The organism is Croceicoccus bisphenolivorans, from assembly GCF_001634625.1.
Classification (GTDB): domain Bacteria; phylum Pseudomonadota; class Alphaproteobacteria; order Sphingomonadales; family Sphingomonadaceae; genus Croceicoccus; species Croceicoccus bisphenolivorans.
Genome location: NZ_LRSE01000007.1, coordinates 153630 through 166521 on the forward strand (window position 1 = coordinate 153630; position 12892 = coordinate 166521).

Annotated in this window: 13 protein-coding genes; 7 read left to right on the top strand and 6 right to left on the bottom strand. The window is 63.0% G+C overall.

Annotated elements, in window-relative coordinates; all coding sequences use genetic code 11:
• Window positions 1–4 precede the first annotated feature (4 nt).
• From A7A77_RS09910 to A7A77_RS09925, 4 genes are all read left to right on the top strand, one after another.
• The gene (locus A7A77_RS09910) at window positions 5–946 is read left to right on the top strand and encodes an ABC transporter permease (RefSeq protein WP_082836040.1); all 942 of its coding nucleotides are present in this window, start codon (window positions 5–7) and stop codon (window positions 944–946) included.
• 5 nt (window positions 947–951) lie between these two features.
• Entirely contained in the window at window positions 952–1992 is a 1041-nt protein-coding gene (locus tag A7A77_RS09915) for an ABC transporter ATP-binding protein (RefSeq protein ID WP_066557010.1), read from the top strand.
• Window positions 1989–3035, top strand: a complete 1047-nt coding sequence (locus A7A77_RS09920) for an ABC transporter ATP-binding protein (RefSeq protein ID WP_082836041.1) — start codon at window positions 1989–1991, stop codon at window positions 3033–3035. The genes A7A77_RS09915 and A7A77_RS09920 overlap by 4 nt, the downstream gene beginning before the upstream one ends.
• A gap of 111 nt (window positions 3036–3146) precedes the next feature.
• A complete protein-coding gene (locus tag A7A77_RS09925; RefSeq protein ID WP_066557012.1) occupies window positions 3147–5192 on the top strand; it encodes a 3-hydroxyacyl-CoA dehydrogenase NAD-binding domain-containing protein in 2046 nt (681 codons plus the stop codon).
• 40 nt (window positions 5193–5232) lie between these two features.
• Here A7A77_RS09925 and glk read toward each other — a convergent pair whose 3' ends face one another.
• Together glk and A7A77_RS09935 are read right to left on the bottom strand one after the other, a co-directional pair.
• Window positions 5233–6216 (bottom strand): glucokinase, encoded by a 984-nt coding sequence (gene glk, locus A7A77_RS09930; RefSeq protein ID WP_066557016.1) that lies wholly within the window; start codon window positions 6214–6216, stop codon window positions 5233–5235.
• Between the two features lie 48 nt (window positions 6217–6264).
• On the bottom strand, window positions 6265–7422 hold the full coding sequence (locus A7A77_RS09935; protein ID WP_066557018.1) for a D-alanine--D-alanine ligase: 1158 nt from the start codon (window positions 7420–7422) through the stop codon (window positions 6265–6267).
• Window positions 7423–7514: 92 nt separating this feature from the next.
• Between A7A77_RS09935 and A7A77_RS09940 the strand changes: the two genes are divergently transcribed.
• Together A7A77_RS09940 and A7A77_RS09945 are read left to right on the top strand one after the other, a co-directional pair.
• On the top strand, window positions 7515–8264 hold the full coding sequence (locus A7A77_RS09940; protein WP_066557020.1) for an alpha/beta fold hydrolase: 750 nt from the start codon (window positions 7515–7517) through the stop codon (window positions 8262–8264).
• Complete coding sequence (locus A7A77_RS09945) at window positions 8261–9889, top strand: Mur ligase family protein (protein WP_066557022.1); 1629 nt, start codon at window positions 8261–8263, stop codon at window positions 9887–9889. The genes A7A77_RS09940 and A7A77_RS09945 overlap by 4 nt, the downstream gene beginning before the upstream one ends.
• A 27-nt stretch (window positions 9890–9916) precedes the next feature.
• Here the strand turns inward: A7A77_RS09945 and A7A77_RS09950 are convergent, their stop codons facing one another.
• The 4 genes from A7A77_RS09950 to A7A77_RS09965 form a co-directional block, all read right to left on the bottom strand.
• Window positions 9917–10150 (bottom strand): hypothetical protein, encoded by a 234-nt coding sequence (locus A7A77_RS09950; RefSeq protein WP_066557024.1) that lies wholly within the window; start codon window positions 10148–10150, stop codon window positions 9917–9919.
• A gap of 147 nt (window positions 10151–10297) precedes the next feature.
• A complete protein-coding gene (locus A7A77_RS09955) occupies window positions 10298–11047 on the bottom strand; it encodes a molybdopterin-dependent oxidoreductase (RefSeq protein WP_066557026.1) in 750 nt (249 codons plus the stop codon).
• Entirely contained in the window at window positions 11044–11892 is an 849-nt protein-coding gene (locus A7A77_RS09960; RefSeq protein ID WP_066557029.1) for a cytochrome b/b6 domain-containing protein, read from the bottom strand. The genes A7A77_RS09955 and A7A77_RS09960 overlap by 4 nt, the downstream gene beginning before the upstream one ends.
• Window positions 11873–12379 (bottom strand): hypothetical protein, encoded by a 507-nt coding sequence (locus tag A7A77_RS09965; protein WP_082836042.1) that lies wholly within the window; start codon window positions 12377–12379, stop codon window positions 11873–11875. The genes A7A77_RS09960 and A7A77_RS09965 overlap by 20 nt, the downstream gene beginning before the upstream one ends.
• Window positions 12380–12568: 189 nt before the next feature.
• On the opposite strand from A7A77_RS09965, the gene A7A77_RS09970 reads away from it, so the two are divergent.
• Window positions 12569–12892: a PilZ domain-containing protein gene (locus A7A77_RS09970; RefSeq protein WP_066557032.1), complete on the top strand. Its 324-nt coding sequence runs from the start codon at window positions 12569–12571 to the stop codon at window positions 12890–12892.

Below are 12892 nucleotides of genomic sequence, written 5' to 3' on the forward strand. Positions count from 1 at the left end.
AAGTATGACTGATCATTCCGAAACCGCGGTTCTCGCCAGCGAGCCGGCCCCGCCCCCCGCACACAGCGCCTCCGAGATTGCCGAGGAGGAACTGGTTCAGGGCTCCTCGCTGTGGAAGGATGCATGGTCGCGACTAAAGAAGAACAAGCTGGCCGTGGCCAGTCTGGTCATCTTCCTGCTGATCGTCGTCGCCTGCGTCGTCGGGCCCTGGATCGTGCCTTACGACGGGCAGGAACAGGACCTGTTCCTTGGCGCCACGGCCCCTTCGGCAGAGCACTGGTTCGGCACCGATACGCTGGGCCGCGACTTGTTGGTGCGTACACTTGAGGGCGGTCGCATTTCGCTGATGGTCGGCCTTGTCGCCACGGTCGTGTCTCTTGCCATCGGCGTGATCTACGGCGCGACTGCGGGCTATCTTGGCGGCAAGGTGGATTCGACGATGATGCGCTTCGTCGATCTACTCTATGCCCTGCCCTTCACGATCTTCGTAATCCTCCTGATGGTCGCTTTCGGGCGCTCGATGTGGCTGATGTTCGTCGCCATCGGTTGCGTCGAATGGTTGTCCATGGCGCGTATCGTGCGCGCCGGTGTCATGGGCCTGAAGAAGCAGGAATTCGTCGAGGCAGCGGTTTCGCTGGGTTACAGCCATCAGCGCATCATCCTGCGCCACCTCATCCCCAACGTGCTCGGCCCCGTGATCGTCATCGCGACGCTGACCGTGCCTGCCGTCATGTTGCTGGAGGCGTTCCTGTCGTTCCTCGGCCTTGGCGTGCAGCCGCCGAATGCCTCGTGGGGCGTGCTTATCAACGAGGGGCAGCAGAACATGGAAATCTTCCCGTGGCTGCTGATGTTCCCCGCCTTCTTCTTCGCCCTCACCCTGTTCTGCCTGAACTTTCTGGGTGACGGCCTGCGCGACGCGCTCGACCCCAAGAGCGCGAAGGACTGAGCCCTATGCCGCTACTCGAAGTCAAAGACCTGAAAACCTCGTTCTACACCCGCGACGGCGTGGTGCGGGCGGTGGACGGCGTGTCCTTCTCGCTCGACAAGGGCGAGACGCTGGGCATCGTCGGCGAATCCGGTTCGGGCAAGTCGGTCACCTGCTACTCGCTGATGCGGCTGATTCCGGAACCTCCGGGCCGGATCGACGGCGGCACCGCGATGTTCGATGGCCGTGACCTGTTGACGATGGGGCAGAGGGAACTGCGCAAGATCCGCGGAAAGCGGATCAGCATGATCTTTCAGGACCCGATGACGTCACTCAACCCGTACCTGCGCATCAGTACGCAGCTGACAGAAGCGCTGCGGCTGCATTACGACATCGACAAGAAGGCCGCGGTGAACAAGGCGATTGCCGCGCTGGAAGAAGTTGGCATCCCCGAAGCCGCGAAGCGCGTCCACAACTACCCGCACGAGTTTTCCGGCGGCATGCGCCAGCGCGTGATGATCGCCATGGCCCTGATCACCGAACCCGATCTGCTGATCGCCGACGAGCCGACCACCGCGCTAGACGTGACGGTGCAGGCACAGATCATGGATATTATCAAGAAACGGCAGGAAGACCTTGGAACTGCTGTGATTTTGATCACGCACGATCTTGGTGTCGTGGCCGGCACCTGCGACAAGGTGAACGTGATGTACGGCGGCCGCATGATGGAAAGCGGCACTGCGGAGCAGGTGTTCTACAACGCGCAGCACCCCTACACCCGGTCCCTGCAGAAAACGATCCCGTCGCTGCAGACCAAAGGCGAGCAGCTCTATACCATCCCCGGATTGCCGCCAGACGTGTCGAAGCCGATCCACGGCTGCGCCTTCTATCCCCGCTGCCCCTATCCCAAGACGGGCTTGCCCGAAGGCAATCGCCCCGATCTCGTCGAGTTGAACGACGGCCACTGCTATGCCGATTGCCGCTTCTGCGACAGCTCTGCCCCGATCGAGAGTGTGCTGAGCACCGACGTGCCCGAAGAAACCGAAGCTGCGGGAGCGGCGGAATGAGCGACCAAAACGAAGCCGTCCATCACGAAGCGGATGTCCCCGTCGACCCCCGCCGGGATTTCCTCGTGCTTGACGACGTGCACACCCATTTCGACCTCGGCACCAGTTTCCTGACCCGCGAAAGCAAGGGCGTGGTAAAGGCGGTCGACGGCGTCACGCTGACGGTAAAGGAAGGCGAGATCCTCGGCCTTGTTGGCGAATCCGGCTGCGGCAAGTCGACGCTTTCGCGCACGATCATGCAGCTGATCCGGCCAACATCGGGCCGTATCTTCCTCGAAGGCAAGGAACTGTCCGCACTGTCGGACAAGGACATCCGGCACGAACGCATCAACTTCCAGATGATTTTCCAGGACCCCTATGCGTCGCTAAACCCGCGCATGACGGTGCTGGACACGTTGGCAGAGGCGATCCGCACCCGCCATCCCAATGTCAAAGGCGCGGGAATGCGCGAACGCGTGGCGGACCTGCTGCGCACGGTCGGCATGAACCCCAACCAGATGAAGCGCTATCCGCACGAGTTTTCGGGCGGCCAGCGCCAGCGCGTCGCCATCGCCCGCGCACTTGCGCCCGAACCCAAGCTGATCATTGCGGACGAGCCGGTTTCCGCGCTCGACGTGTCGATCCAGTCGCAGATCCTGAACCTTCTGAAGCGCCTGACGCGGGAGATGGGGCTGACGATGATCTTCATCAGTCACGACTTGTCCGTCGTCCGCTACATCGCGGATCGCATTGCGGTCATGTACCTTGGCCGCATCCTCGAACTGGGAGAGGCGAGCGAAGTCGTGGACCATCCGCTCCACATCTATACCCGCGCCTTGATGAGCGCGATCCCCGCGCCCGATCCTCGCACCGAACGCACACGCAGCCGCATCGTGCTCCAGGGTGATCCGCCCTCGCCGCTCAATCCGCCGCAGGGCTGCAATTTCTGGCCGCGCAGTCCGGTAACGCATGACGAGCGGATGAAGCATGAGGAGCCGGTGCTGACCGAACTTCGCCCCGGCCATTTCGCGGCCAATTGCCCGTTCTGCCTCAACGGGGCGTGAAACACAGCTGTTCCGTTGCGGAATTGCCATTTCGGGGCTGAGCAGGCATCTGTGCCCGCGAGTCCCGCGCTTGCGGGCATTTGCACCAGATTCTGAGAGGGACCAGACCTGATGTCCGAAACGCTTTCCGAAACCGTATCGCTGACCGTCGAAAACGGGATTGCCATCGTCGCTATCGACAATCCGCCGGTGAACGCATTGGGCCTCTCGGTCCGGCAGGGTCTGGATGCTGCGGCTGACCGGATCGGCAGCGATGCGGGCATCAAGGCAGGTGTCATTACTGCCAAGGGCCGGACTTTCCCCGCCGGTGCGGATATCGCGGAATTCGATATCGGCATGCGCGAACCGTGGCTGCCGGGCGTGGTGGACAAGCTGGAGGCGCTGGACAAGCCGGTCGTCGCCGCCATCTTCGGCACGGCGCTTGGTGGCGGTCTGGAAGTTGCGCTGGGTTGCCATTACCGCGTCGCTGCCGCCTCGGCAAAGCTGGGCCTTCCCGAAGTGAAGCTCGGCCTGCTGCCCGGTGCCGGTGGCACGCAGCGCCTGCCGCGCGTCGTCGGGGCGGAAGCCGCGTTGCAGATGATGGTGACCGGAAAGCCGGTGAAGGCGGCGCTGGCCGAAAAGATGGGCCTCGTCGACAAGGTCGTCGCAGACGATGCGCTGCTGGCCGAAGCGGTTGCCCTAGCCCGTGCAGCTGCGGCGGAAGGTGGCCCCCTGCCGCGCGCCTCGCAGAAATCGGACATGACCGCGAAGGACAAGGCGGACGCCGACCTGTTCGACCGTTTCAAGGCAGAGCATGGCCGCCTGTTCCGCGGCGTTATCGCGCCGGACGAGATTCTCGATTGCGTCAAGGCGGCGGTCAACCTGCCGTTCGCCGAAGGGATGGCTGTCGAGAGCGCGAACTTCAACAAGCTCTTCGTATCCGACCAGTCAAAGGCGCTACGCCACGTCTTCTTCGCGATGCGCGAAACTGCCAAGGTGCCGGATATCGCCAGGGACACGCCGCTTATCGACGTGAAGTCGGTTGGCGTCATCGGCGCGGGCACAATGGGCGGCGGCATCGCCATGAACTTTGCCAACATCGGCATTCCTGTGACGATCGTAGAGGTGAAGCAGGAAGCGCTCGATCGCGGCCTTGGCGTCATCCGCAAGAACTATGAAGCGACCGCCCGCAAGGGCCGGCTCAGCGAAGAGGACGTCGAGACCCGGATGGGCCTGCTCACCGGCTCGCTCGACATGGAAGATCTCGCCGATGTCGACCTCGTGATCGAAGCGGTGTTCGAAAGCATGGAGGTCAAGGAAAAGGTCTTCAGCCGGCTGGAAACGATATGCAAGCCGGGCGCGATCCTTGCGTCCAACACCAGCTTCCTCGACATCGACCATATCGCGACGTTCACCTCGCGGCCCGAGATGGTGCTGGGCTTGCACTTCTTCAGCCCCGCGAACGTCATGCCGCTGCTGGAAGTGGTGCGCGGCGAAAAGAGCAGCGACAGCGTGATCGCCACCGGCATGAAGCTGGCCGGCAAGATCGGCAAGACGCCGGTGCTGGCCCGCGTCTGCGACGGCTTCATCGCCAACCGCCTGATGTTCCCCTACATCGTCGCCAGTCAGGAAATGCTGCTGGGCGGCACTTCGATGAAGGCTGTCGACGCGACCATGAACCAGTACGGCTTTGCGATGGGTCCGATCTCGATGATCGACCTCGTCGGGCTGGACATCATCAAGCTGCCCAGCCGCAACATCATGGCAGAGCTCGTCGCGAAAGACCGGTTGGGCCAGAAAAAGAACGGCGGCTTCTACGATTATGACGAGAAGCGCCGCGGCACGCCCTCTCCCGTGGCGCAGGACATCATAACCGACATCGCGCGCGAACGCGGTATTGAACAGCGGGAGCTTTCACCCGAAGAGATCATCGCGGGCCTGCTCTATCCCGTCGTCAATGAAGGGGCGAAAATCCTTGAGGAAGGCATCGCCCTTCGCGCAGGCGACATCGATGTGGCGGCGATCCTCGGCTACAACTGGCCTGCCTATCAGGGCGGACCGATGTGCTGGGCCGACATCCACGGACTGCCGAAGATCGTCGCGGGGCTGAAGGCCATGGGGCTCAAGCCTGCCGCGCTGCTGGAAAAGCTGGCAGCAGAGGGCAAGTCCTTCACCTGATCCGGAAAACGGGGCGCGGCCTTCGGGCTACGCCCCGTTTTCAGGCATATGCCTGTGCAAAGGCAGCCGCCGCGCCGAACAGGCCGGGCTGCGGATGGGTGATCAGGCGCACCGGAATCGCTTCCATCAGTGCGCGAAAGCGGCCCTTGTAGACGAAGCGTTCGGAAAATCCGGAAGCCGCGATCTGGTCTTTCAGGCGCAGACCAAGCCCGCCCGCGATGACGACAGAGTTCGCCCCGTGCGCCAGCGCCAGATCGCCTGCTGCCGCGCCAAGGATCATGCAGAACCGTTCCATCGCCATCACGGCAACGGGATCGGTGCCGGTCAGGGCCGAAAGCCACAATTCGCGATCGTCTCCCGATGGCATGGGCAGCCCCTCAATCCGCGCAAACGCCTCTGCGAGGTAGAGTATGGCCGGACCGGAGCACATCCGTTCCACGGACACGCGCGGCAGGGAATCGCGCACGTGGGCAAGGATTTGCTCTTCCACGCGATCTTCGGGCGCGAAACCGATATGCCCGCCCTCTGTCGGCTGGACGCGATAGGAACCGTCCTCCCGCCGGACCAGCGCCGCAACGCCAAGGCCGGTGCCCGGACCGGTGATCGTGGTAGTGCCGTGGGCAGGAACAACGTCTGGGCCGGAAAGATGGACGAAATGTTCGTCCCCGGCGGCAGCCACGGCATGGCCCACGGCCTCGAAATCGTTGATCAGGACGTGCTGGTCGACGCCCAGTTCGCCGGCGATCTCGCGCGGCCGGATGACCCAGTGGGAATTGGTGAACCGGATTTCATCCGCCGTGACCGGCCCGGCAACCGCGATGGCCGCCGCGCGCGGCAATCCTTCGGAATGGGCGTCGGCAAACCGTTCCCATGCAGCGGCAAGCCCTGCAACGCTGCCGGTTGCAAATGTCGTCGGTTCGCCAACCGACACGACCTTCCCGCCAGCCACTTCCGCCATCGCGAAACGGGCGTTCGTGCCGCCGACGTCGATAGTGACGATCTTTTTGTTGCTGCTTTCAGACATGGCGTCTGGCTATCCGTCCCCGATCCGTTTCACAAGCTGTACCCGCAGTCAGCGCGGCAGCAGGTACGCGCCCTGCGGCACCGGATCGTCGAACCGCTTTACCGTGTCGCGCAACGCCTCCGCCACCAGATGGTTCACCAATTCGGGAAACAGCAGCGGCTCTTCCGCCGCTTCCCACAGGAAGAAGCCGTAGGAACCGGGAATGGCATTGATCTCGTTGAACCATATCTCGCCGGTGGCCTTGTTCGACATGAAATCGATGCGCGGTGCGCCGCGATGGCCCAGTGTCATGAACGCGCGGCGGGCATAGTCGTGGATCGTCGCCCTGAACTCTGCCGGAAGGTCGGGATTGATGTCGCGGGTCAGCGAAAGCATGCCCTCGCTCGGCAGGAAAGCCCCCTTCGTGCCGCCGCCTGATGATAGGTATTTTTCCTTGAAATCAAGCAGTTCCGCGCCAGACTTCGGACGCTCTATGGCCGAAAACTTGACCTCCTGGCGCTCCTCGTCCCAGCGCATCGCGATATTGTACTCGACGAGATTCTGCACTTGCGGCTCGATGATGGCGAGGTTGTCCTGCGCCAGCACATAGGCGACGAGTGCCGGAAGATCCGCCGCCGTCTTGGCAAGACCGACACCGATGGAGGAACCGAGGTTCGCGGGCTTCACGATGGTGGGAAAACCGAACTTGGCCTCCACTTCCGCGATCAGCGCCTTGGCATCGGCCAGCTTCGCGCGGTTGGCCGTCACGTGGTCCAGCACGTTCACGCCCGCCAGCCGCACCAGCGCCTTCGTCGCGTCCTTGCGCATGGCCATCGCGCTCGATCCGGCAGCAAAACCGGTGACCGGAATGCCGAGCAGTTCGAAATGCCCCTGTAGCCGCCCGTCTTCTCCGAACGGACCGTGGAAGACCGGCAGAACGCAATCGATCGGCGTTTCGATCAGGCTCTTGCGCTCACGCATCACCGGCCCGCGTTCGGACCACGAGAAGATCACTTCCGGCGCGCCGGAAGGTTTGGGCCGGAAGCGACGGATGTCGCGCAGGAAGGGCGCGGAGAAGAACCGGTTCTCGAAATCCGTGTAGACGGGAATCACCTCGATCCCGCGCACGTCGGCGGCGTCCATCAGCTGGTGAGCCGACACGACAGCGACGTCGTGTTCCTGGCTCGCCCCGCCAAACAGCACTGCAACCCGTTTCTTTACGGCCATTACGCCACTTTCCCCAGCTTGCTTGTCGCACCCTGTGCGCGACTCGCAGGTGTCAACTTGTGCGCCATCGCGGGCGCTGTAAGAAGGGGGCCATGCAGGCTCCCAACTACATTCGGATCGGCACGCCGGGCGCCCCCAAGGTGGTATTCGCCCACGGTTGGGGCCGTTCGCACCGCGATTTCATTCCCGTTGCCGAGGCACTTGCCCCGTCGATCGATGCCTACCTGTTCGATCTTCCCGGCCACGGCAAGTCGGAACGGCCGGATGAGGCATGGGGAACGGTGGAATACGCCGAATACATGGCGCGCTACATCACGGTGGACATGGCGCTGGGCAGCTGCGTCTGGGTCGGCCACAGTTTCGGCGGGCGTGTCGGATTGCGGCTTGGCGTGCAATCGCCGGGGATGCTCGACCACCTTGTCATCGTTGCCGGCGCCGGCGTTCCGCGCACCGTTACGACGCGCGAACGCTGGAAGCGCAAGTGGAACGGACGCAAGTTCCAGAAACTGAAGGCTGCGGCAAAGACCGAGGATGACCTGATCGCGCTGGAAAAGCGGTTCGGCAGTCCCGACTATGTGATGAGCCGGGAAACAGGCATGCGCGATATCTTCGTAAAGACGATTTCGGAGGACCAGTCGCCGGATCTTCACCGCATCCCGACCCCAACGACGTGCATCTACGGCAGCGCCGATACGGAAACGCCGCCTGAGATCGGAAAGAAGATCGCGAGCCTCGTGCCAAACGGCACTTATATCGAGTGCCCGCATTACGACCACATCTCGATCCTCGACCGTGGCCGCCACCAGATCGCGCTGGCGATAAAGGAAGCGGTGACAGCATGAGCAGCTTCGTCATCGCCGTCTTCGCCTCTATCATCGCGGTTACGGCCGCGGTCGGCTGGCTTGCGTGGAACCGGCTCCACACCCTGCTCACCTATTTCCAGCAGGAGGAATACAACGGGCGGCGCTTCCTCGGCGCAGTGAAGCGCGTTCGGCTCTACGATGTGCGGGCCAGTCTGGTGCTCCTCGCCGTGATCCCCCTCACCGCAGCGGTCGAGTACCTTTCGCTCGGCAGGTGGTGGATCGTCGCGATCTTCTTCGCCGCCGCAGCCGTGATCGCATGGATCGGCTGGAAGGAACGCGGCTACCGCTACAAGAAGCCGCTCGCCATGACGGAGCGGGCGCGCAGGATCCGCAACGTGGCGGCGATCCTTGCCGTGCCGCTGGTCCTGCTGGCGCTGTTCGGTGCCGTGCTGGCCATCGTCGGGCTGCAACTGCTGCCGTTCACCCTCGTTATCGCCAATGCCCTGCTGAAGCCGGGGCAGGAACGGATCAACGAAGGTTATATCGAAGAGGCCCGCACGAAGCTGGCGCGCATGAATCCGGTGCGCATCGGCATTACCGGCAGCTTCGGCAAGACGACGACAAAGCACATCTTCGCCGAAGTGCTCGCCGTGTCCGGTCCGGTCTTCTATTCACGCGGTTCGATCAACACCGTGCTCGGCCTCACCCGCCATATCCGGGAGCGGTTGCAGTGGAGCCACCGCTATTTCATCGCGGAAATGGGTGCATACGGCATCGGCTCGATCAAGCGGTTGTGCGATTTCGTGATCCCCGATTACGGCATCGTCACGGCCATCGGCGATGCGCATACCGAACGGTTCGGTTCGGTCGAGAATATCGCGAAAGCCAAGTCCGAACTGGTCGAGGAAGTGTGCGCGAACGGCGGTACGGCCATCGTGTCGACGCAGGTTCTGGCCTACCGCCCCTTCGTTGACCTGCGCGCGGCGAACCCCGGCCATGTCGTCAGCGTCGGGCCGGAGGAAGATGCAGACATCCGCATCGTTTCGGCCAGCCTCGAACAGGCGGACTGGAAGATCGTGCTGGAAGACCGGCGCGACGGGCAGAATGGCGCGCGGCTCGAATACGAACTGCCGCTGCTGGGCGAACACAACGTGACCAATTCGGCGCTGGCCGTGGCGGCGGCGTGGATCATCGATCCGGCCATCGCGACGCGCATTCCGCTGGTGACACCCGATGTCGAACAGGTTCCGCACCGCTTGCAGAAACGCGAAAGCCCCGGTCAGCCGCTGGTGCTGGACGATGCCTACAACGCGAACGAGGCAGGCTTCAGGAACGCCGTTGCCGTGGCGGCGGAACTGGCAAGGCAGCGCGGCGGGCGCGCGATCCTCGTCACCCCCGGCATCGCCGAATTGGGCATCGAGCATGACCGCGTCCACGCCAAGCTAGGCGAATATACTGCGGGGCTGGCCGATGTGGTCTACGCGGTAAACCCGTCGCGGATCGGCGCATTCACCGGGGCGCTGGCGTCAGGTGGCAAGCCCGCCATCGAAGTCGCCAGCTTTGCCGATGCACGCAAGGCGCTGGATAGCGAGGCCAAGCCGGAGGATGTCGTGCTTTACGAGAACGACTTGCCGGATTTGCTCGAAGAGCGGCGGTTGCTTTGATGGCCGCTATGGGGTGGGAATCAGACGCTAGAAGTTTTCTTCAACAAAACCGAATACCGTAAAGCAGGCGAAGCGTAGCCCGTATCCAAAGATCGCCATGAGAGGTGCAGCCCAGAGCACTTGCGGGTCCGAACTCCAGCCGAGGTTGAACAACCAATCAAGCAGCGCATGGAGCCAAAAAAGCAATAGGCTGAGCATAATCAACATGAAGACGGCATTCACGGCAAGCCGTTGCGCGGAAATGAATTTTTTCGTGCTCATCGCAAATAGATGTCAGTTCGTGAGAACGTCCGCAATCGGGTCGTTACCGGCCATCCGCCATCGTCATCCCCGCGAAGGCGGGAATCCACAGAGCGCCGCCGCGAACGGTAAAGCTGGATCCCCGCCTTCGCGGGGATGACGCTTGGCTCAAATCCCCGCCCACCACTGGTACCCCGCGCGGTCTTCCCAGAAGCCGCCCTTGCCGCCCGCGATATCGCGGTAGTCAGCAATGGCCTCTATGCCGGTCACGTATTTCGCATGCTTGTAACCCAGCTGCCGCTCCACCCGAAGCCGCAGCGGCGCGCCATGCCGTTCGGGCAGTGGCTGGCCGTTCATGCGCCATGCCATGATCGTCTGCGGGTGCAGCGCCTCGATCATGTCCACGCTCTCGTAATAGGGTGTGTCGCCATAACGGTCGGCGCAGCGGAACAGGACGTAGCGGGCCTTGTCACTGACGCCCGCCAGCTTCAGCAGGTGGGAGAGCGGCGTGCCGGTCCACTGGCCGATCGCGCTCCACCCCTCGACACAGTCGTGCCGGGTGATCTGGGTGCGCGCGGGCATGTGCTGCAAGTCCGCGATTGAGAGCGACAGCGGCCTTGCCACCATGCCGCCCACCGCCAGCCGCCAGCCAGAGAACCCCTGCGCCAGGTGGCGACGGTATTCGGGCGTATCCACGGTGCGCGATCCGTTGGCTCGGAAATCGGGGCTGCGCTCCGCCGCCGAATATTCGCGGGCCAGCGCGTCGCGGCTCGTCACCAGTCGCTGCGCATCGCGGGTGAACAAGTCCAGCGACTGCGCGAAACCGTCGACCGGTCCGGTTTCGAGGATTTTCTGGCACCCGCCCAGAGTCAGCCCCGCGCCCAGCCCCGCGATCAACTTGCGGCGTCCGATCATCATGGCGTCTTCTCCGGCGGCCCGTTTTCGGATGGCAGGCGGAACCGCCCTGTAATCATCGAGCGGATCTCGTTCACCGGCCCTGCCAGCACGACCATTGCGAGGTGGACGAGAATGAACAGCACCAGCGCAAACGCGGCAAGGAAATGGATCGAGCGCGCCGATTGCCGCCCGCCGAACAGGTCGAGCAGCCATGGCCACGCCGCATCCATCGTCGGGCTCATCGTCAGGCCCGTCAGCACGATCAGGGGCAGCAGCACGACCAGTACCGAGAGATAGGCCAGCTTTTGCAGCACGTTGTACCGCGCCGCCGCCTCACCCTTCGGCAGGCGCAGGCGGGCATGATTCTTCACGTCCTGCCAGATATGCCGGGGTTCAAGCTCCGCTCGTCGCGGCACTACGTCGTGCCACAAGTGCCGGTTGAGCAATGACCAGACGAGGTATAGCGCCCCCGCGATCCCCAGCACCCAAGCGCCAAGGAAGTGCCACTTGCGCCCCGCGGCAAGGCTGTAGTTCGAAGGTAGCGTCGCCCAATGCGGAAAGGCGCGGGTCTGCGTGCGCCCGTCCTTCTGCCAAGAACCGAGCACGCCGGTCGTCGCGATTTCGAAATCGCCGATGCGCAGGAAACCTTGTTTGTCGTTAGTAGCGCCGATGCGAAGCCAGGGGGTGTCGGGATTCGCCCCGTACTGCCCCCAGTACAGGTGCGGGTGGGCATTGAAGATGGTCAACCCGCTCATCAAACAGGTGAAGACCGCCGCCACGTTCAGCCAGTGCCACGCCCGCGTCGAGAGGCGATGGCGCCTGACGACACGGGGCTGAGGGGCGGGATTATCCGACGTTGATTTCAAGCCTGTAATCGGCCGTCTCCTCGCGCCGGGCGGCGCTGCGCATCATGTAGACCCGGACGCGGTAGTCTCCCGACTTTGCGGCCGCGCCCTCGAACATGTTTTCGCCCATGGACCCGTTGAAGATCGCCACATCCGTCTCACCGGGTTCGATCAGGTTGAAATAGGTGGCCGTGTGCGGCGTCGCCATGGAAATGTTCAGCGGCTGGCCCTGTTTAGCCCGGAAGACATAGTCGATCGATTCGTAGCCGGTGATCGATCCCTCGACCGTGGTCGAATTGCTGCCATCCTCGAACCCGACATGTTCGATTGGAATGTCAGCGACTTGCTGGGCCGGCACGTAATCCGGATCGGCGGCCGGTTCGGCCACTTCCATCGCCGCGTCGTCGGTCGCGGTAACCTTAGCCGGCTCCTCCGCCTCGGAAGTGCATCCGCATAGTGCCGCAAGTGCGATTATCGCGATTCCATGGCTAATTTTCGAACGTTGCATGGCTTCCCCCTTGTGCCAGGCTGGCGGCGGCCGGAATGGCCAGCCTCCAGCTTATAAAATGCCGCACGACGAGTGCGCTAGCAACCGTCAAAAGGGTCGGTTCATTGCGCATTTTTGACGCACATTTCGCATTTTTGGAAGAACACCGGGTGGCAATTCTTTAACGAGCGCGCCTGTATTCAGCCGGAGATGACGACAAGACAGGCCTATCGATCACGGGTGAAGATTCCCGCCAGTTACCGCACCGATGACGGTAGCGAATACGAGACGTCAGTCGTCGACATTTCGGAACACGGCTGCCGCCTGCGCGATGGAATCGCAACTGTCCGTCCCGGTGCCGGGCTAAGCATTTCTATCGGTACAATGGCACCCATTTCAGCGGAAGTGCGCTGGCTGTACCGCTCGTTCTGCGGCGTCGCCTTTACCCGCCCTTTGCACAGCGCGCTGGTCGAACACCTCCAGCATGCCCATGCCCGCGGCGCGCTGCCAAGCGATGAAATACCCGCACGCTGA

What these genes read in the sequence shown, in the direction of transcription:
- A7A77_RS09910 (WP_082836040.1), top strand. Translation starts at nt 5, where the DNA reads ATGACTGATCATTCCGAAACCGCGGTTCTCGCCAGCGAGCCGGCCCCG.
- A7A77_RS09915 (WP_066557010.1), top strand. Translation starts at nt 952, where the DNA reads ATGCCGCTACTCGAAGTCAAAGACCTGAAAACCTCGTTCTACACCCGC.
- A7A77_RS09920 (WP_082836041.1), top strand. Translation starts at nt 1,989, where the DNA reads ATGAGCGACCAAAACGAAGCCGTCCATCACGAAGCGGATGTCCCCGTC.
- A7A77_RS09925 (WP_066557012.1), top strand. Translation starts at nt 3,147, where the DNA reads ATGTCCGAAACGCTTTCCGAAACCGTATCGCTGACCGTCGAAAACGGG.
- glk (WP_066557016.1), bottom strand. Translation starts at nt 6,216, where the DNA reads ATGTCTGAAAGCAGCAACAAAAAGATCGTCACTATCGACGTCGGCGGC.
- A7A77_RS09935 (WP_066557018.1), bottom strand. Translation starts at nt 7,422, where the DNA reads ATGGCCGTAAAGAAACGGGTTGCAGTGCTGTTTGGCGGGGCGAGCCAG.
- A7A77_RS09940 (WP_066557020.1), top strand. Translation starts at nt 7,515, where the DNA reads ATGCAGGCTCCCAACTACATTCGGATCGGCACGCCGGGCGCCCCCAAG.
- A7A77_RS09945 (WP_066557022.1), top strand. Translation starts at nt 8,261, where the DNA reads ATGAGCAGCTTCGTCATCGCCGTCTTCGCCTCTATCATCGCGGTTACG.
- A7A77_RS09950 (WP_066557024.1), bottom strand. Translation starts at nt 10,150, where the DNA reads ATGAGCACGAAAAAATTCATTTCCGCGCAACGGCTTGCCGTGAATGCC.
- A7A77_RS09955 (WP_066557026.1), bottom strand. Translation starts at nt 11,047, where the DNA reads ATGATGATCGGACGCCGCAAGTTGATCGCGGGGCTGGGCGCGGGGCTG.
- A7A77_RS09965 (WP_082836042.1), bottom strand. Translation starts at nt 12,379, where the DNA reads ATGCAACGTTCGAAAATTAGCCATGGAATCGCGATAATCGCACTTGCG.
- A7A77_RS09970 (WP_066557032.1), top strand. Translation starts at nt 12,569, where the DNA reads ATGACGACAAGACAGGCCTATCGATCACGGGTGAAGATTCCCGCCAGT.